Origin of the sequence: Pseudomonas floridensis (assembly GCF_002087235.1) — a bacterium.
In the GTDB taxonomy this organism is placed as follows: domain Bacteria; phylum Pseudomonadota; class Gammaproteobacteria; order Pseudomonadales; family Pseudomonadaceae; genus Aquipseudomonas; species Aquipseudomonas floridensis.
Genome location: NZ_MUIO01000108.1, coordinates 14,216 through 36,518 on the forward strand (window position 1 = coordinate 14,216; position 22,303 = coordinate 36,518).

Here is a 22,303-nt window from a genome sequence, read left to right on the forward strand (position 1 = left end):
ATCGTGCCCATCGCTCCAATGGGGTATGGCGCTTGACTCACCGCGTGAAAGCGCAGACTCAATACCCGCGTGAAAAATCCACTTCACCGCGCAGCGCCTCACCCGCGTTGTAGGCATTCAGGTTGGTGACGAACAGTTCGGTCATGGCCACAGGTGACGTCGGCGCGGAGCTATGCCCGGTCAGCAGCAGACCGTACGCGGTCCAGAACGGGTGACGCTGCGGCAACGGCTCCTGACGGCAGACATCTATCACCGCTCCGGCCAGGTGGCCTTCCTTCAACGCTTCGACCAGATCGGCATCGACCACCGCCGCCCCGCGCCCGACGTTGATGAACAGCGCCGAAGGCTTGAAACCGGCGAACAGCTTGATGTCGTAAAGGTCCTGAGTATCGGGTGTATTCGGCAGCAGGTTGATGACGTAATCCATGTCGCCAACCAGATTGTCGATATCCGTCAGCGCGCAAACCTCAATGAACGGCGCCTGAGTGCGCGCCGTTGAAGCGACGCCGTACACCTGAACACCAAACGGCACCAGAAACTCGGCGACTTTCTGCCCGATATCACCGGCACCGACGATCAATGCCTTGCGCCCGGCCAGACTTTGACCGGGCCGGTTATCCCACTTGCGCTCCACCTGGCTCATCAACCGCGCCAGCACTTCGCGCTCGTGACCGAGCATGTAGGTGAGCAGAAATTCAGCCATGACCTGACCGAAGATCCCCACGGCGCGGGTCAGGCGGTACTCACGGAACAGGCCATTGACCAGCAGCGGCGTGATCCCCGCCCAAGTGGATTGCAACCACTGAGGCTTGTGACCCTGACGCAGCAGGTTGGCCATCAGATCCGGCTGTCCCAGCCAGACAGGACAATCGCTGGCCATACGAGACAGCTCGGCCGAATCGCCGCTGCTCAAGACCTCCAGATCAGGCGCAGCCTTACGCAGCAATTGGGTGTAAACGGGGTAATCGTGCTCGGCAATCAGGACGCGCATGCTTCAAAAACCTTAAAAACGGGACAGACGACCCACGTCAGGCGTGGGCCGCTTTACACATGAAAACCGATCACACCGGATCGTTGCGACGCAGCAGCTCTTCCGGAAGATGTTCGATGTACTCGTCTTCGGCTGGCGGCATCTGCAGGTGATAGCCTTGAGCGTCGAGGTTTTCCAGCACCTTGTGGATATCCTCGCGCGCCAGGGCCCGCTCGGGGCTGAGCACCAGATCGAACGCATGATGCGGAGTGCCGAACGCGGCCAGCAACTCGGGCGGCACGCGCTTGAGTACGTCGCTTTTCAGGACGTAGAGGTACATCTCGTTTTTCTTGGGGCTGCGATAAATCGAGCAGATGCGCTTCACGGCTGTTCTCCCTGGGTCGTCAGGCTGTCGAGCAGCGCCTGGCCCATGAGTTCGCGACGCCAGCCACGCAGCGACTCAGGCAATTGGTAGGGACCGTCGGGATAACCGCTCTTGAGCAGCGCTTCGAGGGTTTTCTTGCGCAGCATCAGTTCCGGCGCCATGTCCAGTTGCTCGGCGTACTGCTGACCGATGGCCCGCAGGCGCTTGATGGACCCGGCTGCCTCGACAGGCAGCGGCTCGGGCAATGCCGGTGGCCACTCTTCAGGTGGCACGCTGGCAGCGGTCTTGATCAGCTCCAGCAAAAACTCGCCATCCTGACGGACCGTGCGCGGGTGCATGTCCTCGATGCGCGCCAACGCGCCGAGATTGTCGGGCTGAGTCCTGGCCAGCGGCCAGAGCGAGTGCTCACGCACGATGCGGTTGCGTGGCACATTACGGGAACGGGCCTGCACCTCGCGCCACGCACACAGCCCGCGCAATACCGCCAACTGAGCGCGGGACAGTTTCCAGGCCAGCTTGGCGTCGCGATAGACCTCATATGGGTCGACGTCGCGTCGCAGATTGGCCACCAGCTCCGCACCGTCTTCCAGTAGCCAGGCGAACTTGTCATCAGACAGACGCGGACGCAGGATGGTGAAGAGTTCGGCCAGATGCACCGCGTCTTCGGCGGCGTAGCTGATCTGCGTCTCCGACAGCGGACGCTGCAGCCAGTCAGAACGGGTCTCGCCCTTGGGCAGGTCGATGTCGAGCACCTCCTGCACCAGACGCGAGTAGCCCATGGAAAAACCGAGGTTCAGGTAAGCCGCTGCCAGTTGAGTGTCGAACAGCGGCACCGGCAGGCTGCCGGTCAGGCGCAGCAGAACTTCGAGGTCCTCGCTGCACGCATGCACAACCTTGATGACGTCAGGGTTTTCCAGCAACGCGGACAGCGGACGCCAGTCGTTGATCAACAATGGGTCGATCAGCCAGGCGCGTGAACCGTCGCCGATCTGCAGCAACGCGGCAATCGGGTAAAACGTGTCGACCCGCATGAACTCGGTGTCGAGCGCCACGAACGGCAGAGACTGCCACTGAGCACAATGCAGGGCGAGGCTGTCGTCGTCGCGAATCCAGTGAATATCGATGGCCACACGGCTCTCCCTTCAACAATGGCGCGCAGTATATATCGCTACCGGGTGTAATCGCGCATCTGTCGTCCATCTCCTGAGCATCTTCCGGCAAATGACTGACGGAAACGGCTGGATACGCAGGCCCTTCAGGCACGCACGGTACGCCCCAGTTATTGCGCGCGGGTCGCCACTTCGTTGCGGCAACCGGTGAACAGGTCCAGAGCCGGGTTGTAGACTTTGGTGTCGACCTTCAACAGCCCCAGCATGGAATGAAACAGATTGTCCTGACTGAGTGGCGTATTACGCTCTTTGGCCAGGCACTCCGGCGTCACGGCAAACGTGCGCTGATAGTTCTGCGACAGCCAGATCATCATCGGTACGTGTTTCTGCTGATCGGGTGCCAGCAGATAGGGTGTGCCATGCAGAAACAGGTTGTATTCGCCGAGCGATTCGCCGTGATCGGAAAGATAGATCATTGCTGTATCGACCTTGTCCTGATGAGCACGCAAGATATCGATCAGACTCGACAGAACATGGTCGGTGTACAACAGCGTGTTGTCGTAACCATTGACGATACTGTCCCGCGTGCAATTGTTCAGGGCATTGCTTTCGCAGACAGGGGTAAACTTTTCATACTCCTTTGGATAACGCTTGAAGTACTCCGGGCCATGGCTACCCATCTGATGCAGAACCAATACCGTGTCCTTGTCCAGGTTATTGATGAACCCTTCCAGTCCCTGCAGCAGAATCTCGTCCCGGCACTCATGGTTGTTGCACAGCTGCGGATCCTTCAGGTTGCTGACATCCTGGAACGTCACCCGGTCGCAAGTGCCTTTGCACCCGGCCTGGTTGTCACGCCAGACCACCTGAATACCGGCGCGCTGAAGCACATCCAGCAAGCCTTCCTGATTGCGGGCTTTGGCACCGTCGTAATCCTTGCGCCCCATGTTGGAAAACATGCAGGGCACCGACACGGCAGTCTCGGTACCGCACGAGTACACGTCGGTAAAAGCCACCAGATCGCTTTCCTTATTCAGATTTGGGGTGGTATTGCGACCGTAACCCAGAATGCCGAAGTTCTCGGCCCGGGCACTCTCGCCCACCACCAACACCGTGAGCGACTTGCGCGTATGCCCCGCCCGGTCCGCAGAGCGCCTGGCGTCCTCGCCAAGTTTTACGAACGGGCGTCGGGCGGACATCACCTGCTCGCTCAGATACCCCATCGACGCACCGATGTAATTGCTGGGCACCACCATCAAGCGCAGTTCGTGGTGATTGCGAAACAGTGAAGAAAGCCCCTGATAGTTGGCCAACGCAAAGCCGCCGATGGCCACGCTGCATACGACGCCCACCAGCAGCTTGCTGAACAGTTCGCGGTGCCAGCGCCGATAGTTGATCGGGGTTTTCCACAGCAGCAGAGACGGCAGGACACCCAGCAACAGGATATAGAGCACCAGCTTGAGCGACAGCAAACCCTGCACTTCGGTGATATTGGTTTCAGCGAAGTTGCGGAACATGCCCGCATCGATCATTACGCCATATTCGGTCATGAAATAGACCACACCGGCGCTGACCATGAACATCACGATCAGCACCGGTTTGAACACACGCCTGAACGCCAGCAGTGTCAGAAAAATATTGAATACACAGAAAATCATCACAGCAAAGGCCACGCGCATGGCGATGCCTTTGGGGTCGGAACTGGTGATTGCGAAAAGGTGCTGCCAAAGGTTGAGGTTGAAACCCACTAATAAGAAACCGCTGGCAAGTAACGTTACACACTCTGGTCGAACACTTCTGATTGTCGGCATCGCAGTCTGCTTATCGAATTAATATGCATCGGGCACAACGCGAGTCAGGCAACTCCCCGATGGGGCGGACTGTAAGCAGCGCCTTATCAATTTTATGTGAAAAACCCGAGAAGCCGCGGTCGGATTAATTTTATTTCACCGCACGACAGTCGGGATTCAGGCAACGCACTGAAAGCGCTCGTAAAAACGCCCCCGCAAGCAGGCTTGCGAGGGCGCTGGTGAGCGTCCAGGGCCGATCAGACAGAACGGCGACGGTAAGCGCGATAATCGGGCAACCAGAAGTTACGCTCGATGGCGGCGAGCAATACGTCCTCGGTTGTTTCCAGCGCCAGACCTTCGGCCTGGGCTTCCTTGGCGACGGCCAGCGCGATTTTGCGACTGACTTGCTGGATCTCCTTGAGCGGCGGCAGCACGGCGTCGCCCTGCCCTGTCACCATCGGTGAGCATTCGGCCAGTGCGTTGGAGGCCGCCATCAACATGCGATCGGTAATCCGCGACGCCTTGCAGGCCACGACACCCAGACCAATGCCGGGGAAGATGTAGGAGTTGTTGCACTGCGCGATGTGCACGGTGCGACCGTTGATCTGGACCGGCGCGAACGGACTGCCGGTGGCGACCAGCGCATTGCCGTCGGTCCAGCGCAGGATTTCCTCCGGCGTCGCTTCGACCTTGGAAGTCGGGTTCGACAACGGCATCACCAGCGGCTTGGCGCAGTGCTTGTGCACCTCGCGGATCACCTGCTCGGTGAACAGACCACGCTGACCGGAAACGCCGATCAGCACAGTAGCACCGGCATGCGTCACGACATCGAGCAGGGTCGGGAATGCCTCGGTGCCCGCCGCCCATCCGGATACGTCAGCGGTTTTTTGCGCCAAACGCTTCTGGAAATCCAGCAGATTGTCCATGCCATCGGTCAGCAGGCCGAAGCGATCGACCATGAAGATGCGCTTGCGCGCCTCGCTTTCACTCAAGCCTTCGATCTGCATTGCGGCGATGATGTGCTCGGCAATCCCGCACCCGGCAGAGCCCGCACCGATGAACACCACTTTCTGCTGACCAAGGGTTTCATCCTTGGCTTTACAAGCGGCGAGCAAGGTACCGACGGCCACCGAGGCGGTGCCCTGAATGTCGTCGTTGAAGCAGCACAGTTCGTCACGGTATTTTTCCAGCAACGGCATGGCGTTGGACTGGGCGAAATCTTCGAACTGCAACAGCACGTCCGGCCAGCGGCGCTGTACGGCGTCGATGAACAGCGCGATGAAGTCCTCGTATTCCTTGCCCGACACGCGCTCGTGACGCCAACCCATGTACATCGGGTCATCGAGCAGTTCGCGGTTGTTGGTGCCGACATCCAGCACGATCGGCAACGTGTAGGCCGGGCTGATGCCGCCGCAGGCGGTATACAGGGAGAGTTTGCCGATCGGAATGCCCATGCCGCCGATACCCTGGTCGCCCAGACCAAGAATGCGCTCGCTGTCGGTGACCACGATGATCTTGATGCGATCCTTGGTGGCGCTGCGCAGGATGTCGTCGATACGGTCTCGTTCCGGGTAGGAAATGAACAAACCGCGGTGGGTGCGGTAGATCTTGGAAAATTCCTGGCACGCCTGGCCGACGGTGGGCGTGTAAATGATTGGCAGCATTTCGTCCAGGTGCGAGTCCAGCAACCGGAAGAACAATGTCTCGTTATTGTCCTGAATCGAACGCAGGTAGATGTGCTTGTCCAGGTCGGTCGCGCATTGCTTGTACTGGCTGTAAACCCGGGTGACTTGCTCTTCGATCGTCTCTACGTTCTGCGGCAGCAGCCCGATCAGGTTGAATTCGACCCGCTCTTGCGGGGTGAAGGCACTGCCCTTGTTCAGCAAGGGCATTTCCAGCAGTGAAGGTCCTGCGTAGGAAATGTATAAAGGTCGCGAAGTGTTGGTCATTTTTTCTGATCGCCTTTTTCGTCTACTCATTGATTCTGTGCGTCGACCGGGGCGGGCAGCCTGGCGCTTTTTTCTTCTTTTTCTTTATGTGCCAGCTCTTTCAGGCCATACCGGACAATCTTCGGTGTATGAAGTCAGGGCCACATCTTACTCGCCTCGAAACCGCTTGCGGCATTTTGTCGCGCAAAGAATGGCAAGATGATGCTACCGATTCAGCAAACAGACATGCCCGCGCGCCTTGCCCTGCCTGGGTGCGAGCGGGCATCTTTACCCTTCATTCCGTGACTGCGAGATCAGCATGCTCAACCAGAAGTCCTTTGCCGCCTTCCTGTTCGATATGGATGGCACCCTTCTCAACTCCGTTATTGCCGCCGAACGGGTGTGGTCGAAATGGGCACGCAGACACGGACTGGACGTGGACGCATTCCTGCCGACCATTCATGGCGTCAGAAGCATCGATACGGTTCGCAGGCAGAACATTCCGGGCATCGATGCGCAGCAGGAAGCCGCTGCCATTTCGCAAGCGGAAATCGAAGACGTGGAAGGTGTCGTAGCCATTGAAGGTGTGGCCGCGTTCCTCAATTCACTGCCTCCCGATCGCTGGGCGATGGTGACCTCGGCCCCGCGCGCACTGGCGGCAGCCCGCATGAAGGCCGCTGGCCTTGCGCTGCCGGACATCGTAGTTACCGCCGAAGACGTGAGCCAGGGCAAGCCCGCGCCAGAGGGCTTTCTGCTTGCAGCGCAACGACTGGGTGTCGCTGCTGAACAGTGCCTGGTCTTCGAAGACGCACCAGCGGGCATTGCGGCGGGCAAGGCCGCAGGCGCCAGCGTGGTGGTGATCACCGCCGCCCATCTGCACCCGTTCGAAACGCAGGACTCAACCCTGGCCAGCTACCTGGACGTGTCGGTCAGTCTTGAAAACGGTCGTCTCAAGCTGACCCTCTGAATCCATAACGACGTGTCCGGCTCATTCATCGAAAACTCTGAACCCAGGTTTTTATTTCACGTTCAGACATAAAGAATAAGAGTGGTCTACGTTGATTGGAGACAGGCATGACCGACCCGACAAGTAACACATTCATGTCCAGCATTGCGTTCTTCGACCTTCTGCTGGAGCAATTCAGAGGTGCTGAAGGGGAATTGCCCATGGCGACGGCTTATCTGAGCCAGGCAATCAGCGAGAGTGATCCGGAGCACAAAGCACTGCTCATTCGAATTGCCAAGGAGAAGATCAAGAACGCCAGAGTTCTTGCGTCAATTCTGCTGGAACTGGCGAAGGGTCATACAGCACGCCCTTCCGATCAGCCTGACCGTGCCAAGTTCAGGACGCTGCTGCAAGACAAGGGCATTATCAGCAACGAACTGGAAAACACTGAAATCTCGGCCGAGCAGATGGGCGACACTCTGGAACCGCAAAGCACCACGACACGCGATGCGACCCGACAGGATCACTACCTGCAATCAAACATCGCCACCGAGGAAAAACAGATAGCCATCTACGAGCAACTGACCGCGATGACTTCAGACAGCCATTTCATTACAGCCTTGAACCAGGCCAAACGGCGTCAGATAAAGCACCGCAACGAGTTCGCCACACTGCTGAAGAAAATCAAACGCTGAACAATCGACCAGACGCCCCGTCTGCGCGGGGCATTGGATCGATGAAGACGCTACTTTTTGGCGATCAGGCCTATGGTGAACCCATCCACCGCCGCAATCCTGCCGCGCCATAACACGCCGGACTCGCAAATCGGATTTCCGTCGCTGGAATAGGTCCGGCAGTCTTTCAAGTGGATGAAATGAAAGGCGGGCGTATCTTCGGACGTTTCGCCGGGTTTGAACGACAGGATCATCTCCTTCATGGAAGCGTCGGTGCCGTTGGCGAATTGGGTGAAGGGACCTGAAATATCCTCGGCCAGTTGTTCGAAATAGTCGTCATGGGAGATCAGATGCCCTGACACCAGATTGCCGCCTACCGAAAGGGTGACTCCCATTTCCACCTTGGTATTGGCCACGAACTTGACCAACCATTGCAGCAACCAGTCGATCTGTTTGCCCTGCCATTTCAAATGGGCAATGACATCGTCATGGTTCTGTCTGGGAGAAGGTTGCACATGCTGTATTTGATCGACGTCCGACATCTGAAAGCTCCTGGCTTCACACAACGTGAAACCAAGGTATAGATCACATCGGCCAAAAGCGAAACTCAGGTACAGACAATCTGCATTTGAAAAAGACCAGCCCACGTCAAGTCCTGTCGGCCATCACATCTGCTCAACCCCGCTCCTCGTCGAACCCGGCAACGGGCATTCCAGCCAAAACCGGTGAGAAATTAGCTGCGACGCAATGCCGCATTCGGGTATCGTTCGATAAATTGCAACAAATTGTATCAACCACCCGCCAGGCCAGCTTCGGTTGACGCCTGATTTGAACCCGAGTGATAAGGGGGTCCGCGTTGGATCTGTCGTCTGCTGCCTGGGTGTTTCACGACACCCGTCTGATTGTCTGCTGCCTGATTGCAATCGCCACGATCATCGTGCTGATCAGCGCTACCAAACTCCCGCCTTTCCTGTCGATTCTGGTGGGCACGTTCATCGCCGGGATCGGTGCCGGCCTGCCTGCCGAAGCCGTGGCGAAAGCCTTCAGCAAAGGCGCGGGCGGCATATTGGGGGAAGCCGGGATCATTATCGCCCTGGGCGCGATGCTAGGCGCGCTGATGGCGGAGTCAGGTGCTGCCGATCGCATCGCGTCGACCCTGCTCGGTCTCGGCAAAGGCAAGAGCCTGCCGTGGGTGATGGCACTGGTGGCGATGGTCATCGGACTTCCACTGTTCTTCGAGGTCGGGCTGGTGATGATGGTGCCGATCATCTTCGTCATGGCGCGTCAGTCCGGTCAGCCGCTGTTGAAGATCGCCATTCCTGCCCTGGCGGGCATGACCACGCTGCATGCCCTGATGCCGCCCCACCCCGGACCACTGATCGCCGTCAGCGCGCTGCATGCCGATCTGGGTCTGACCATGCTGCTGGGCCTGTGCGTCGCGATTCCGGCCGTGATCCTTGCCGGTCCGCTATACGGCAACTGGCTGTCGAAGCGCATGCACATTGAAGAGCCTGCCGAACTGGGCAAATTGTTCAGCGCCAGACCCGACACCAGCCGTCAACCCAGCTTCGGGATGTCGCTGCTGATCATTCTGTTGCCAGTGATCCTCATGCTCGGCAGTACGCTGGCCAAAGTGGCGATGGCATCTGAAAGCACTGCTGCGCTGACCCTGAAATTCCTCGGCGAGCCGCTCGTGGCGCTGGGCATCGCCGTGCTGGCTGCCACCGTGTGCCTGGGTTGGGCCAACGGTCTTTCCCGGGAACATGTCGGCGGGACCCTGCGCAAAAGCCTCGCTCCGATTGCCGTGCTGCTGCTGACCATTGGCGCAGGCGGCGGTTTGAAGCAGACGCTGCTGGATGCCGGCGTCAGCCAGACCATCAGCAAAGTGGCGGAAGGCGCGCACATGCCCTACCTGCTACTGGCCTGGCTGATTGCCGTGGCGCTGCGGCAAGCGACGGGTTCGGCCACCGTCGCAACCACCACCACGGCAGGCATTCTGGCGCCGATGATGGCCGGTCTTGCACCCTTGGAAGCGTCTCTGGTAGCGCTGGTGATCGGCGCGGGCTCGGTGTTCTTCTGCCACGTCAACGATGCCGGGTTCTGGATGGTCCGCGAATATTTCGGCCTGCAACTGAAGCAGACGCTGTGGGTCTGGTCGGTGCTGCAGACCATCGTTTCGGTGGTCGGTCTGGTGGGCACATCGCTGTTGTGGCATTGGCTGGCGTGACGCTCAGCGGGCCTCCTGTTGATACTCCCTGGGCGTACAGCCGAACTCACGACGAAACACGGTGTGCAGGTATTGGGCGGACTTGAAGCCGCAATTTCGGGCGATGTCGGCAATCGCCGAATCGGTGTTTTCCAGCCCGCTGGCGGCCGCAGTCAGTTTGAAACGCAGAATCTCGTCGTGCACGCTGCAACCCCGCACCTTGCGAAAGTGCGACTCCAGCGACGAGCGCGACACGCCGACATAGGCCGCCACCTGGGCCGTCTTGATGCCTTGGCATGCGTACTGTCGGATGAACAACAGCGCCTGCATCACATAAGGATCGCCCAACGGTTGATGCAGGCTTGAAGCCTGCACGTTGATCGCATCCGGAGGGATCAGAATCTGTGTGCCCGTGGACGGCATGCCGTGGAGCATCTGATGCAACAGGTGCGCGGCGGTCCGGCCCATGGTTTCGGTGCCTTGAATCACCGAACTGAGTGGTACCCGGGTGAGGGTTCGGGTCAGCGGGTCGTTGTCGATGCCGATCAGGGCCACCTGCTCAGGTACGGCAATGCCCGCCGTCAGACAGGCTTGCAATAACTGCCGGGCCCGGGCGTCACTGACCGCGATGATACCAATGGGTTTGGGCAGGCTCTGCAGCCAGGCAATCTGCTGCTCGACCGCGCTGTCCCAAAGCGGCGCGCTGGTGCCCATGCCACGGTAGATCTCGACGTGCAGGCCGTCGCGTTGCAACAGTCTGCGAAAGCCCTTCTCCCGCTCCTGCGCCCAGCGATTGGCCTGCGCTTCGGGCAGGCTGAAACAGGCAAAACGCGTCAGCCCGGCCTCGATCAAATGCTCGTACGCAATCCTCATTAATGCGTCGTTATCAGTGGCCACATAGGGAATGCCTTTGGGGTACGCCCGAGCATCCTGATAGGAACCACCGACTGCCACCACCGGTAGCGAACTGCCCGCCAGCGCCTCGCCAATCAGCGGATCGTCGAAGTCGGCGATGATGCCATCGCCCTGCCAGCGTTCGATCCCGCGCAGGCGACAGAGAAAATCCTCCTCGAGGAACAAGTCCCAGGACGCACGCGTGCTGCTCAGGTAATTGCCGATGCCGCTGATAATGCCGCGGTCGTAGATCTTGCTGCCGTTGAACAGCAAAGCGATGCGGTGAACCGGGGGTACAGTTTTCATTGTTTTTATACTGACTGGGTAACGGTGCCGTGGATTGAAGACTAGGCGCGTGGCGGACAGATCTCAACTCAAAATCGCACTGCACGTTGGTGACTTTCGTAATCAGCAGGCACAGGGGCGTTGCTAGTATCGGGACACCGCCAAGAACAATAAGGAAAACGCCCATGTCGCACTTCCCCACTGTCGACAAGATTCGCTTCGAAGGGCCTGCCAGCGATTCGCCCCTCGCCTTTCGCCACTACGACGCCAACAAACTGATCCTGGGCAAACCCATGCGTGAGCACCTGCGCATGGCGGTCTGCTACTGGCATACCTTCGTCTGGCCCGGTTCCGACGTCTTTGGCTCGGGCACCTTCAAGCGTCCCTGGCAGCGCCCCGTCGATCCGATGGAGCAAGCCATCGGCAAGGCCGAAGCCGCCTTCGAGTTTTTTTCCAAACTGGGCATTGATTACTACTGCTTCCACGATACCGACGTCGCACCGGAAGGCAGTTCGCTGAAGGACTACCGCAACAATTTCGTGCAGATGATCGACCACCTGGAGCGCCATCAGGAACAGACCGGCATCAAACTGCTATGGGGCACCGCCAACTGCTTCAGCAATCCGCGCTTTGCTGCCGGTGCCGCCAGCAATCCGGATCCCGAGGTGTTCGCCTATGCCGCCGCGCAAGTGTTCAGCGCCATGAATGCCACCCAACGGCTCAAAGGCGCGAGCTACGTATTGTGGGGTGGCCGGGAAGGTTACGAAACGCTGCTCAACACCGACCTCAAGCAGGAACGCGAACAGTTGGGCCGTTTCATGCGCATGGTGGTGGAGCACAAACACAAGATTGGCTTTACTGGTGACCTGCTGATCGAACCCAAGCCACAGGAACCGACCAAGCACCAGTACGATTACGACAGCGCCACGGTGTTCGGCTTTCTGCAGCAGTTCGGGCTGGAAAACGAGATCAAGGTCAACATCGAAGCCAACCACGCAACCCTCGCCGGACACAGCTTTCACCACGAGATTGCCACCGCCGTTTCGCTGGGAATTTTTGGCAGCATCGACGCCAACCGTGGTGACCCGCAGAACGGTTGGGACACTGACCAGTTTCCCAACAGCGTCGAGGAAATGACCCTTGCCACGTACGAGATTCTGAAAGCGGGCGGCTTCAAGAATGGCGGTTTCAATTTCGATTCCAAGGTTCGCCGCCAGAGCCTGGACGAAGTCGATCTGTTCCACGGCCATGTGGCAGCCATGGATGTCCTGGCCCTGGCGCTGGAACGTGCCGCCGCCATGCTGCAGAACGATCAGCTTCAGCAATTCAAGGATCAGCGCTACGCCGGTTGGCAGCAACCGTTTGGCAAGGCCGTGCTGGCAGGCGAGTTCAGCCTGGAGTCGCTGGCCCACAAAGCGTTTGCCGACGAGCTGAATCCGGAGGCCGTCAGCGGTCGGCAGGAAATGCTGGAAAACGTGGTCAACCGGTTCATCTACCGCTGACCCGATGTCGAACGGGCTAAACGTCGCAGAGTTTACGGAGGCCGCGATGCGGTTACATTTTCGCGACAAATCTCTGCGCGCAGCTTCCCGCAACTCTCTACAGTTTTACCGGCAACAGGCTCCACGTCAGGCAGTGTCTTTCAAACAACAATAAAAGGACGCACCATCATGAAAAAAGTACGGCTCACGTTACTCGCCAGCGCGCTGGCACTGCTCTCGCTTCCGGCCATGGCCGATTCCGCCAATCCGAAAATCGGTTTCTCCATCGATGACCTGCGTCTGGAACGCTGGTCGCGGGACCGTGACTACTTCGTCGCGGCGGCGGAGAAAATGGACGCCAAGGTCTACGTACAGTCGGCCGACGCCAACGAGCAGAAACAGATTTCCCAGATCGAAAACCTGATCTCGCGCGGCGTCGATGTCATCGTCATCGTGCCGTTCAACGCCACCGTGCTGACCAACGCCGTCGCCGAGGCCAAAAAGGCCGGGATCAAGGTGGTCTCCTATGACCGGCTGATCCTCAACGCCGACATTGACGCCTACATTTCCTTCGATAACGAAAAGGTCGGCGAGATGCAGGCCAACGGCGTCTTGCAAGCCGCGCCCAAGGGTAACTACTTCCTGCTCGGCGGCGCGCCCACGGACAACAACGCCAAGATCCTGCGTGAAGGCCAGATGAAAGTGCTGCAACCGGCCATTGACCGGGGCGACATCAAGATTGTCGGTCAGCAGTGGGTCAAGGAGTGGAATCCGACCGAAGCCCTGAGCATCGTTGAAAACGCTCTGACCCGTAACAACAACAAGATCGATGGCATCGTTGCCTCCAACGACGCCACCGCAGGCGGCGCCATTCAGGCCCTGGCCGCGCAAAAACTGGCTGGCAAGGTGCCTATTTCCGGACAGGACGCCGATCTGGCGGCAGTGAAGCGCGTGATCGACGGCACCCAGACCATGACCGTCTACAAGCCCCTGAAACTGATCGCCTCGGAAGCCGCCAAGCTTTCGGTGCAACTGGCACGCAACGAAAAACCGACCTACAGCTCGCAGTACGACAACGGCAACAAGAAGGTCGACACCATCCTGCTCACGCCCACTGCGCTGACCAAAGACAACATCGACCTGCTGGAGAAGGATGGCTTCTACACCAAGGCGCAGATCGCCGGGCAGTGACCGGTCAGGCTCGATTGAACGCCTGAGGATACCGCGCAGGACCGGGGCAGCCCGGTCCTGCGAGATTCCGTCCGTTGCTTATGTGAGAGTGCCTCGTCAATGTCCGACTACCTGTTGCAAATGAACGGCATCGTCAAAGCCTTCGACGGCGTCAAAGCGCTGAACGGCATCGATATCAAGGTGCGCGCCGGTGAGTGCGTCGGCCTGTGCGGCGAAAACGGTGCCGGCAAATCCACGCTGATGAAGGTCTTGTCGGCGGTCTATCCCTACGGCACCTGGGAAGGAGACATTCTCTGGGACGGCCAACCGCTCAAGGCTCAGTCGATCAGTGAGACTGAGGCGGCGGGCATTGTGATCATTCATCAGGAACTGACCCTGGTGCCTGATCTGTCGGTTGCCGAAAACATCTTCATGGGCCACGAACTGACCCTGCGCGGTGGACGCATGAACTACCCGGCCATGATCCATCGCGCCGAAGCCCTGATGCGTGAGCTCAAGGTGCCGGACATGAATGTCGCGCTGCCGGTTTCGCAGTATGGCGGCGGCTATCAGCAACTGGTGGAAATCGCCAAGGCGCTGAACAAACAGGCACGGCTGCTGATCCTCGACGAGCCCTCTTCAGCCCTGACCCGCTCGGAAATCGAGGTGTTGCTGGACATCATTCGCGACCTCAAAGCCAAGGGCGTTGCCTGCGTCTACATCTCCCACAAGCTCGATGAAGTGGCCGCGGTGTGCGACACCATTTCAGTGATCCGCGACGGCAAGCACATCGCGACGACCGCGATGGCGGACATGGACATTCCCAGGATTATCACTCAGATGGTCGGCCGGGAAATGAGCAATCTCTATCCCACCGAACCCCATGACGTGGGCGAAGTGATGTTCGAGGCGCGCCACTTCACCTGCTACGACGTGGACAACCCGAAACGCAAACGCGTCGATGACATTTCGTTCGTGCTCAAGCGTGGCGAGATTCTGGGCATTGCCGGGCTGGTCGGTGCAGGACGCACGGAACTGGTTTCTGCGCTGTTTGGCGCCTACCCCGGACGTTACGAAGGCGAAGTGTGGCTGGAAGGCCAGAAGATCGATACGCGCACGCCGCTCAAATCGATCCGCGCCGGCCTGTGCATGGTCCCGGAAGATCGCAAGCGTCAGGGCATCATTCCAGACCTGGGCGTCGGCCAGAACATTACCCTCGCGGTGCTCGACACCTATTCGAAAATGACCCGCATCGACGCCGAAGCCGAACTGGGCAGCGTCAACCGGGAAATCTCGCGCATGCACCTCAAGACGGCGAGCCCCTTTCTGCCGATCACCAGCCTCTCCGGCGGCAATCAGCAAAAGGCCGTGCTGGCCAAGATGCTGCTGACCAAACCCCGCGTGCTGATCCTCGACGAGCCCACGCGGGGTGTCGATGTCGGCGCCAAGTATGAAATCTACAAGCTGATGGGCGCCCTGGCGGCCGCAGGCGTGTCAATCATCATGGTGTCCTCGGAGCTGGCCGAAGTGCTGGGCGTTTCCGACCGCGTGCTGGTGATTGGCGAAGGCCAGCTGCGTGGCGACTTCGTCAATCAGGACCTCACTCAGGAACAGGTGCTTGCTGCCGCGCTCAGCCATCCCGATGGCCATGACCATAACAATCGGAAGACCGCGTAGATGAATCAGGTCAAACAACTCTTCTCCCGCTACAAAATGCTCGCGCTGGTCATCGCCGTGGCGATCATCTGGCTGTTTTTCAGCTGGCAGACCGAAGGCGGTTTCCTGACTCCGCGCAACCTGTCCAACCTGCTGCGGCAGATGTCGATTACCGGCATCCTCGCCTGCGGCATGGTGCTGGTGATCATCAGTGGTGAAATCGACCTGTCGGTGGGCTCACTGCTCGGCCTGCTCGGCGGGCTGGCGGCGATTCTCGACGTGGTCTACCACATCCCCTTGCTGGCCAACCTGAGCGTTGTCGCCCTGTTCGGCCTGATGATCGGCCTGGCCAACGGCTACATGACCGCCTACCTGCGCATTCCCTCGTTCATCGTCGGTCTGGGCGGCATGCTGGCTTTTCGCGGCATCCTGCTGGGTATCACCGGCGGCACCACCATCGCACCGGTCTCGCCAGAACTGGTGTATGTCGGCCAAGGCTATCTGCCGCATGCGGTGGGCACGGGATTGGGCATTGTGCTCTTTGCCCTCACCCTCTTCCTGACCTGGCGCCAACGCCGCAACCGCGCCCTGCATGGCCTGGCCGCACACTCGATGGTTCGTGACCTCTCCCGGATAGTACTGATCGGCGCGGTGCTGGCCGGATTCGTCTACACCCTCAACAGCTACGACGGTATCCCGGTGCCCGTGCTGCTCCTGCTGATTCTGCTGGGCGTATTCAGCTACGTGACCAGCCAGACCGTGTTTGGCCGCCGCGTCTACTCGGTGGGCAGCAACATGGAAGCGACACGTCTGTCGGGCATCAACGTGCAAGCGGTCAAACTGTGGATCTTCGGCATCATGGGCGTCATGTGCGCCCTCGCCGGCATGGTCAACACCGCCCGCCTCGCTGCTGGCTCACCGTCCGCCGGCAATATGGGCGAACTCGATGCTATCGCCGCCTGCTTCATCGGCGGCACATCCATGCGCGGCGGCTCAGGCACGGTCTACGGCGCGTTGCTGGGGGCGCTGGTCATCACCAGCCTGGACAACGGCATGTCCATGCTGGATGTGGACAGCTATTGGCAAATGATTGTGAAAGGCAGCATTCTGGTGCTGGCGGTGTGGGTGGACGTGAGTACGCGGACGGGGCGTCGTTGAGGGTCGGGATGCTGTTGCAGACAGCGAATCACGATGTGCGGACCTCATCCAGCAGTTCGGAATGACGATCCGGTAACTTGAGCAGATGGATCAGCGCAAGTGGCGGCTGGGTCTTGCCGTTCTCATAACGTGAAAACGCATTGACACCACCTTCGAAAATGTCCGCAGCTTCACGCGGATCGAGCGCCACGAGAGGGATCGACATCGATTCGGTGTTGGTCTTTGGTAATGATCTGATACTGCATGACGGTCGATGCTGACCGCAGGTCCAGCCAATCAACGGGAAGGTTGGCGATGTCTGAAACCTCTCCCGACAGGCTCCACAGCGCTATCGGGTCCAGAGTGCCCGGAATGAGCACCGCCATGTCCAGATGGCTCTGTGCCGTGGCATGACCGCTGGCCTGGCTACCGAACACATAAACTGCCAACACGTCCGGCAATTTAGCCTTCAAATGAGCCAGTAGATGCTGGAAATCCGTAGGTAGCCTCTGGCCGGCAGACCGTAACAGACCCAAAACGAAAAAGCCCCAGAAGCATTGCTTCTGGGGCTTTCTATGTATGGCGGAGAGATAGGGAAAATCTGCCACTAGCCTCTCAGCCCTTTAAACCCAAGCCCCTCAAGGGTTTCGCTCCAGTTTGGTACAAAATACTGGTACAAAACAGTATCTCTACCGCACAGCAAGCGTGCCCCTCATGGCAGCAGGCAATCTTATTCCTCAAAGCAGGCACTTGGCACGCCCGCTACGTGATTCCAGCAGACCTGCGCGAGTATTTCGGTAAGAGCCAATTTTCCCAGTCTCTCAAGACAGGCTCCAAGGCTGAAGCTCAGAATCTGAAAATCCCTGTCATCAAGCGATGGAAGACAGAGATCGAGGCGAAACGAAAAATCCAACGCGCCGAAGACCGCGATTTTCGTCTGAACATGGATTTTGAAGAGGTAAAGGAGGTAGCTGTGACGTACATGGCTGCCAAGGCTGATCGCGAAACAGAGCACATCAAGTCCCTCATCAATGACCTCATCGGTAAGGGTTCAACCTTTGACGAGCCTGAACTTGACCGACTCAAGGCTTAGCAGAAAGAACGCATCATGCACCTGCACATGCAGGGGTAAACACCTGCAGACACGATGACAATTGCGCCTCCGAGCGAAGCTTTGCACAGGCTCTGGACGTATAAGTCGTGACGGCTTCACGAAGCCCTTGAAGCTCAGTAATCCGCTCACCGAACGACCTTGTACTGGCGATGGTTTGCTTCGGCTCAGCACCCTCAGACAACGCATAGCAGTACACACCTTTTAGCTCCATTGAGGTCTTCTCGACGTTCACGTTGAAGAGCTTTCTCAACGATTTTCGGTCGTACCGCTGGAGGTCAATTGCCTTCTTCACGCCCATCAGTTCAAGGCGCTTGGAAAGCTGCCTGCCGATGCCCCAAATCTCATCAACAGGCATCCACTGAAGCAGCTTATCCCGTCGAATTTCGTCCATCAAAACGACGCCACCACCAGTCTCTTTCCGCCATTTTTTTGCGCTGAAATTGGCAGCTTTCGCCAAGGTTTTCGTAGGACCGAAACCCACCCCAACACCAATACCCACCTGCTTTTTCACAGCCAGTTGGATCCCACGACCTAGCGCCTCCAGATCGCCTTGCACACCGGAGAAATCTAGCCATGACTCGTCAATTGAGTAAACCTCGATGCGAGGGGCGAAGCTCTCTAGAACGCGCATTACGCGGTTGCTGACTTCTTAGTAAAGAGCGTAATTTGAGGATACAACCCGCAAGCCGTGAGACTTCAACAGGTGCTTAATTTCAAAGAAGGGGGCACCCATTTTTATGCCGAGCCCACCAATATGGGGATCTTTGATTTTGGCTATGGGGCAACGCGAAACGACACAACCGTCTGAGTTGGACAAAGCGACCACCGGAACGCCTATCAAGGTCGGATCAAACAACCTCTCAGCGCTCACGTATCGCTCGCCAGATCTTCATCAAGAATCCTGCCTTGGTATCTTCCAATTCGCCCTTCAAGGTTTTGATCTCGTTAACCCTGTTCGTGTACGCCGTCTTGTATTTCCCAAGCTCGATCTTCAGATTCTCCACGTTTTGGTTCAGCTCAGTGGTCGAAGCCTCAAGACCAGCTTTATCCTTTTCCAACAAACCTTTCGCATGGGAAAAGCCATCCCGCTCCTTGCCCACCGCCTCAGCGAGCGATTCGGCTTCACGAAGCTTATTGAAAAGAAATGTGGTTTCGCGCTTGTTTTTCTCGACCAGAGCTATCCGATCCCTCTCTGCCTGCCGTGCGAAATCTTCATGGAATCTGGTGCTCACCGGGTCAGAAAGCACTTTGCAGTACAACTGCCGAGAAACGATTTCAGAAACCTGCTGGTAGCGCCTCTCAAGACTCCCTTCTACATCATCTTTGTTGATGTACTTCTCAACCTTGATGCTGTCAGTAATTTTGATTTCGATGATGGGGATTCCGTGGTCACGGAAATCGACAACCTTCTGCATGCCGCATGGGTTCGAATAGTAGACCTCAATCGCCACCTTCCCTCCCCACTTCTTGTAGTAAGGATTGTCGGCTGTGAACTCGCCATACAGGTCAGGAATGTAGCCATTGCCGTTCCCGAATTTTAACCGGGTTTCCTCAGCTACGAGGCGCGTGAAGGTGAAGGGAACGATCTCATTATCAATGACGAAATTGATCGTTTCGAGCTGGGAAAGGATGGCTATGAGACAGGCATGGGAAAGGGATTCGCCATCACTGTCACCAGTTCGAGTCATCGGATCAAGGTTCTTGTACCGGAAATACCCGTTCTTGACGGCAACCATCTCACGGCGCTTTTCCTCTCGGCTGTGGGTACTGAAGAAGGTCAAAGCGCTGAATTCAGAGGGGTTCAGGCGGCGCATCTTGAGGACTTGCCAGATGAAGAACAGCTTGTAGCGACCATCCTCCCGATTGATGAAGCCGTTTACCCCTTTCGCACACGCCCAAATCTTCATGCCGCTCCCTTACGTTGAAACGCTCTAGATCGGACCATACCAGTGCTCGACGAAGGTTTCAAAGCGTGGCAGGCTCACGATTTCCTCCTATTGAGGATCACGCCACGTATCACGCATCAGGGTAAAGCAGGCAATGTGCTTGCCTACCACCACATAGGGAGATCCGACGTGAAGCATGAAGAGCTGAATTCAATCTTTGCCAAAATAGACGATTGCGACTTTGTTGGTGCTAAAGCCGAGCTTCACAAACTAGCACAGGAGCTAGCCCATAAGGGCGAACTCGAATACTCTGATTTCCTTGCCGATTATGCATATCGATCCTCAAGAAATTTTGGTAACGCGCAGCAAACGATGCCAAGATCGGAAATAGATAAGAAATTCAAGGCTCTCGATCAAAAATACGAAGATTTAGTTGGGAAGCAAGATAAAATTCTCTTCGACGCATACGAGTATTTTAAGGAGCATGAAAAAATAGCGACAACCACCCAATCATATAGAACTTCATTTTCATGGTTTAACATACAGCACGACGATAATTTTCCATTTATCGACGCCTGCATGAAAAACGAAACGCAAAACCATATAACACTCGAAAACGTATCTACCGTCTTTATCAACCAGCTAAAATTCTACGCACGATTACAAAAGGCAGGCACTACGACCCTTTTCAATTACGGTCAAAGAATCACCAACATAGAAGCGGGGAAATTTTGGAGATACGTGGAACTTCGTAAGAATTCCATGGCACAGAAAAATGCACTTGACGAAATTGATGTAATTTCTGAAAAGCTAAAAGAGCTAGAAATCCAAGCAAGTGAAATCCGCAGCTACTATTGGATAAACGATCATAGCTCAACGGAATTCAGGAACGATTTCACAGAGTGTCTTGAAGAATTCCATAAGACGCAGGCAAACAGCTAGGCAACGACGATACAAGGCTCAGAAATCTTGCCAGATCAATCCATACGAAAGGCAGAACGTCACCAATGATCTGCCTTTCATTGAGCGTTAGTCAGTAACCCAGCGTATCTTTGGTCTGCTTGCAGGTCGCTAAGCGACCGCGGACCTGCCCTGTGAGCATTCTGAATAAGGCATAAATTTAGTACTTGCTCGCACTAGGCTTGAGCTGACCATCAATATACACCACAGATATATTTGACCCCGCAATCGCTTGATGAACAGAGTTCATATTATCGACTTGCCTCTGATTCATACCCAAATCGAGTATTAAATAAATAGCTCTTCGGGATTTTTCAGATTTCATATACTCAGGGAGTTGACGGGTGATGCCGGTTTTCAAATGGGAATTGTCCGATTTCTTAATCTCAACCAACACACTATTCTCACCATTAGAACCAAACTTGAAGTCTACTGGCCCACGACCAGAATTTGACTCCCTGGCGATCATTATCTTATTTGCTTCACAATAAGATTCCGCCACACCATAAAATGCCAACTGGATTGCCGTCTCATTTTTTATTTTCGATTTATTGTCATAGAACAAAGTATTTAAGCCGTTATTCTCCACAAGATCCTTAAACTTCTCGCAAATTTTAAGCACCAGCTTATGGACCTCATCTAAATTTGGATGGGCGCTCAGCGATAGTTCTACAGGGTGCTCAGAGACAGCATCTACTGTTCTCTGGTACCACGAATACTCACCCTTTTTATCCTCGTTAAAATCGTAGGGCTTTATTTCTTTAGACGCATACTGATCAACCAAATCATCAATGAGATCAGGATATTTCAAGATCAACTTCTTGAGATCTTCTTTTTTCATGTTGGCTAGCGAACGCCAACTTGAACCTACCAAAGCATTGAGCGTTTCTCTTAGCTCCTCACTGCTGACACCAATTTCATCTGACCCGCTCCACTCAAATGCAGCCGGTAAATCTCTAAGCAGCTCTTTGGGGACTAGTAAGATAGGTTCGGCTGTAAATGGATTTGTAGGAAGGCCACTTCGTCTATCAATGGCGCCAGCCCACCCTTTAGGCAATATTTTTTTGTAGATATTATTCGAGTAAGTCAATATATCAGCTTGAATAATATTGGCAGTCATATCACTAATACGATCTGGCCCAAAATTATCCTCAAATAGTCCCACCAATTCAAAAAGTTCAGGATCGGTCTTTCCCGCATCTATAATTATTTTAGCAGTCTCTAAAATTCGATCCCTAAGCCCCTTACCAATTCCGCTTCCTGCAGTGCCACCAGCAGAGTAACCAATACAAAGTCCTCGCACTTCATGCCAACTCATCTTAGCGGCAGCCGACCTCCAGAAAACATCATGTTTTTCCTTGCTTGTTTGCAGCAACTTCCCAATTGCTAAAAACCTGCTTTGTAAATCTGAATAACTGGAGGCGAATTCGGGGGCTTTGCAGTGTTTCAGCAGGAGAGGGTCGATAAATAGGCGGGTATCGTGATCAAGAATCGGATCAAACACTCCAAGGGAGTCCAATGTCGCTTTGGGAATTCCGAGATATTTAGATAATGAGGTTGGCATGACAATCCTTTGCGCCTAGATATTTATGTCAAAATGCCATGATCATCTTTTTTATTCAAGCCCACAGCACACAGGCGCACCTGTATCTTGTGAGTGACCCGTTCATACCGCCGCTAACGCTTGTCTTGAGGAACCACATAGCTGGCCG

General features: G+C 56.3%; 20 protein-coding genes and 2 pseudogenes. 9 read left to right on the top strand and 13 right to left on the bottom strand.

The annotated features are described in order from the left end of the window. Positions 1 to 58: 58 nt before the first annotated feature. The 5 genes from BZK31_RS23865 to BZK31_RS23885 form a co-directional block, all read right to left on the bottom strand. Complete coding sequence (locus tag BZK31_RS23865; protein ID WP_083185747.1) at positions 59 to 991, bottom strand: D-2-hydroxyacid dehydrogenase; 933 nt, start codon at positions 989 to 991, stop codon at positions 59 to 61. A gap of 70 nt (positions 992 to 1,061) precedes the next feature. After that, on the bottom strand, positions 1,062 to 1,355 hold the full coding sequence (locus BZK31_RS23870) for a YcgL domain-containing protein (protein WP_083185748.1): 294 nt from the start codon (positions 1,353 to 1,355) through the stop codon (positions 1,062 to 1,064). Next, positions 1,352 to 2,485 (bottom strand): ribonuclease D, encoded by a 1,134-nt coding sequence (rnd, locus tag BZK31_RS23875; protein WP_083185749.1) that lies wholly within the window; start codon positions 2,483 to 2,485, stop codon positions 1,352 to 1,354. Before rnd ends, BZK31_RS23870 begins: the two co-directional genes overlap by 4 nt. Before the next feature lie 149 nt (positions 2,486 to 2,634). Beyond that, the gene (locus tag BZK31_RS23880) at positions 2,635 to 4,275 is read right to left on the bottom strand and encodes a phosphoethanolamine transferase (RefSeq protein WP_083185750.1); all 1,641 of its coding nucleotides are present in this window, start codon (positions 4,273 to 4,275) and stop codon (positions 2,635 to 2,637) included. Between the two features lie 236 nt (positions 4,276 to 4,511). After that, positions 4,512 to 6,203, bottom strand: a complete 1,692-nt coding sequence (locus BZK31_RS23885) for an NAD-dependent malic enzyme (RefSeq protein WP_083185751.1) — start codon at positions 6,201 to 6,203, stop codon at positions 4,512 to 4,514. A 298-nt stretch (positions 6,204 to 6,501) separates the two neighbouring features. Here BZK31_RS23885 and BZK31_RS23890 point away from each other — a divergent pair, with 298 nt between their 5' ends. Both BZK31_RS23890 and BZK31_RS23895 read left to right on the top strand, forming a co-directional pair. Then, positions 6,502 to 7,149, top strand: a complete 648-nt coding sequence (locus tag BZK31_RS23890) for an HAD-IA family hydrolase (RefSeq protein ID WP_083185752.1) — start codon at positions 6,502 to 6,504, stop codon at positions 7,147 to 7,149. Positions 7,150 to 7,256: 107 nt separating this feature from the next. Beyond that, positions 7,257 to 7,823, top strand: coding sequence for a manganese catalase family protein (locus BZK31_RS23895; protein ID WP_083185753.1), 567 nt, complete (start codon positions 7,257 to 7,259; stop codon positions 7,821 to 7,823). 50 nt (positions 7,824 to 7,873) lie between these two features. Here BZK31_RS23895 and gvpU read toward each other — a convergent pair whose 3' ends face one another. Next, complete coding sequence (gene gvpU / locus BZK31_RS23900; protein ID WP_083185754.1) at positions 7,874 to 8,344, bottom strand: gas vesicle accessory protein GvpU; 471 nt, start codon at positions 8,342 to 8,344, stop codon at positions 7,874 to 7,876. Positions 8,345 to 8,658: 314 nt separating this feature from the next. On the opposite strand from gvpU, the gene BZK31_RS23905 reads away from it, so the two are divergent. Continuing rightward, positions 8,659 to 10,029 (top strand): GntT/GntP/DsdX family permease, encoded by a 1,371-nt coding sequence (locus BZK31_RS23905; protein WP_083185755.1) that lies wholly within the window; start codon positions 8,659 to 8,661, stop codon positions 10,027 to 10,029. A gap of 3 nt (positions 10,030 to 10,032) precedes the next feature. Here the strand turns inward: BZK31_RS23905 and BZK31_RS23910 are convergent, their stop codons facing one another. Further along, positions 10,033 to 11,208, bottom strand: a complete 1,176-nt coding sequence (locus BZK31_RS23910; protein ID WP_083185756.1) for a XylR family transcriptional regulator — start codon at positions 11,206 to 11,208, stop codon at positions 10,033 to 10,035. 164 nt (positions 11,209 to 11,372) lie between these two features. Between BZK31_RS23910 and xylA the strand changes: the two genes are divergently transcribed. The 4 genes from xylA to BZK31_RS23930 all read left to right on the top strand — a co-directional run bounded on the left by xylA (position 11,373) and on the right by BZK31_RS23930 (position 16,652). Beyond that, positions 11,373 to 12,689, top strand: coding sequence for a xylose isomerase (xylA, locus tag BZK31_RS23915; protein ID WP_083185757.1), 1,317 nt, complete (start codon positions 11,373 to 11,375; stop codon positions 12,687 to 12,689). Positions 12,690 to 12,857: 168 nt separating this feature from the next. Continuing rightward, entirely contained in the window at positions 12,858 to 13,859 is a 1,002-nt protein-coding gene (gene xylF, locus BZK31_RS23920; protein ID WP_083185758.1) for a D-xylose ABC transporter substrate-binding protein, read from the top strand. Between the two features lie 99 nt (positions 13,860 to 13,958). Next, positions 13,959 to 15,515, top strand: coding sequence for a D-xylose ABC transporter ATP-binding protein (gene xylG / locus BZK31_RS23925; RefSeq protein ID WP_083185759.1), 1,557 nt, complete (start codon positions 13,959 to 13,961; stop codon positions 15,513 to 15,515). Next, complete coding sequence (locus tag BZK31_RS23930; RefSeq protein WP_083185760.1) at positions 15,516 to 16,652, top strand: sugar ABC transporter permease; 1,137 nt, start codon at positions 15,516 to 15,518, stop codon at positions 16,650 to 16,652. 28 nt (positions 16,653 to 16,680) lie between these two features. Here BZK31_RS23930 and BZK31_RS23935 read toward each other — a convergent pair. Beyond that, positions 16,681 to 16,836 (bottom strand): annotated as a pseudogene (locus BZK31_RS23935) (type II toxin-antitoxin system MqsA family antitoxin); the annotation flags it as partial. Next, a complete protein-coding gene (gene mntA, locus BZK31_RS30310; protein ID WP_279628817.1) occupies positions 16,823 to 17,239 on the bottom strand; it encodes a type VII toxin-antitoxin system MntA family adenylyltransferase antitoxin in 417 nt (138 codons plus the stop codon). The gene mntA and the pseudogene BZK31_RS23935, both read right to left, overlap by 14 nt. A gap of 119 nt (positions 17,240 to 17,358) precedes the next feature. On the opposite strand from mntA, the gene BZK31_RS23945 reads away from it, so the two are divergent. Then, the gene (locus BZK31_RS23945; protein ID WP_341865304.1) at positions 17,359 to 17,724 is read left to right on the top strand and encodes a DUF6538 domain-containing protein; all 366 of its coding nucleotides are present in this window, start codon (positions 17,359 to 17,361) and stop codon (positions 17,722 to 17,724) included. Positions 17,725 to 17,737: 13 nt separating this feature from the next. On the opposite strand, the gene BZK31_RS30405 is transcribed toward BZK31_RS23945, so the two are convergent. The 3 genes and pseudogenes from BZK31_RS30405 to BZK31_RS23955 all read right to left on the bottom strand — a co-directional run bounded on the left by BZK31_RS30405 (position 17,738) and on the right by BZK31_RS23955 (position 19,652). Then, on the bottom strand, positions 17,738 to 18,136 hold the full coding sequence (locus BZK31_RS30405; protein WP_330551880.1) for a DinB/UmuC family translesion DNA polymerase: 399 nt from the start codon (positions 18,134 to 18,136) through the stop codon (positions 17,738 to 17,740). 111 nt (positions 18,137 to 18,247) lie between these two features. Continuing rightward, positions 18,248 to 18,616: pseudogene (locus tag BZK31_RS30410) on the bottom strand (Y-family DNA polymerase); the annotation flags it as partial. After that, positions 18,606 to 19,652 (bottom strand): hypothetical protein, encoded by a 1,047-nt coding sequence (locus BZK31_RS23955; protein ID WP_069143926.1) that lies wholly within the window; start codon positions 19,650 to 19,652, stop codon positions 18,606 to 18,608. The gene BZK31_RS23955 and the pseudogene BZK31_RS30410, both read right to left, overlap by 11 nt. Before the next feature lie 42 nt (positions 19,653 to 19,694). Between BZK31_RS23955 and BZK31_RS23960 the strand changes: the two genes are divergently transcribed. Beyond that, complete coding sequence (locus BZK31_RS23960) at positions 19,695 to 20,573, top strand: hypothetical protein (protein ID WP_083185764.1); 879 nt, start codon at positions 19,695 to 19,697, stop codon at positions 20,571 to 20,573. 178 nt (positions 20,574 to 20,751) lie between these two features. Here the strand turns inward: BZK31_RS23960 and BZK31_RS23965 are convergent, their stop codons facing one another. Further along, complete coding sequence (locus tag BZK31_RS23965) at positions 20,752 to 22,155, bottom strand: hypothetical protein (RefSeq protein WP_050575618.1); 1,404 nt, start codon at positions 22,153 to 22,155, stop codon at positions 20,752 to 20,754. Between the last annotated feature and the right edge of the window lie 148 nt (positions 22,156 to 22,303).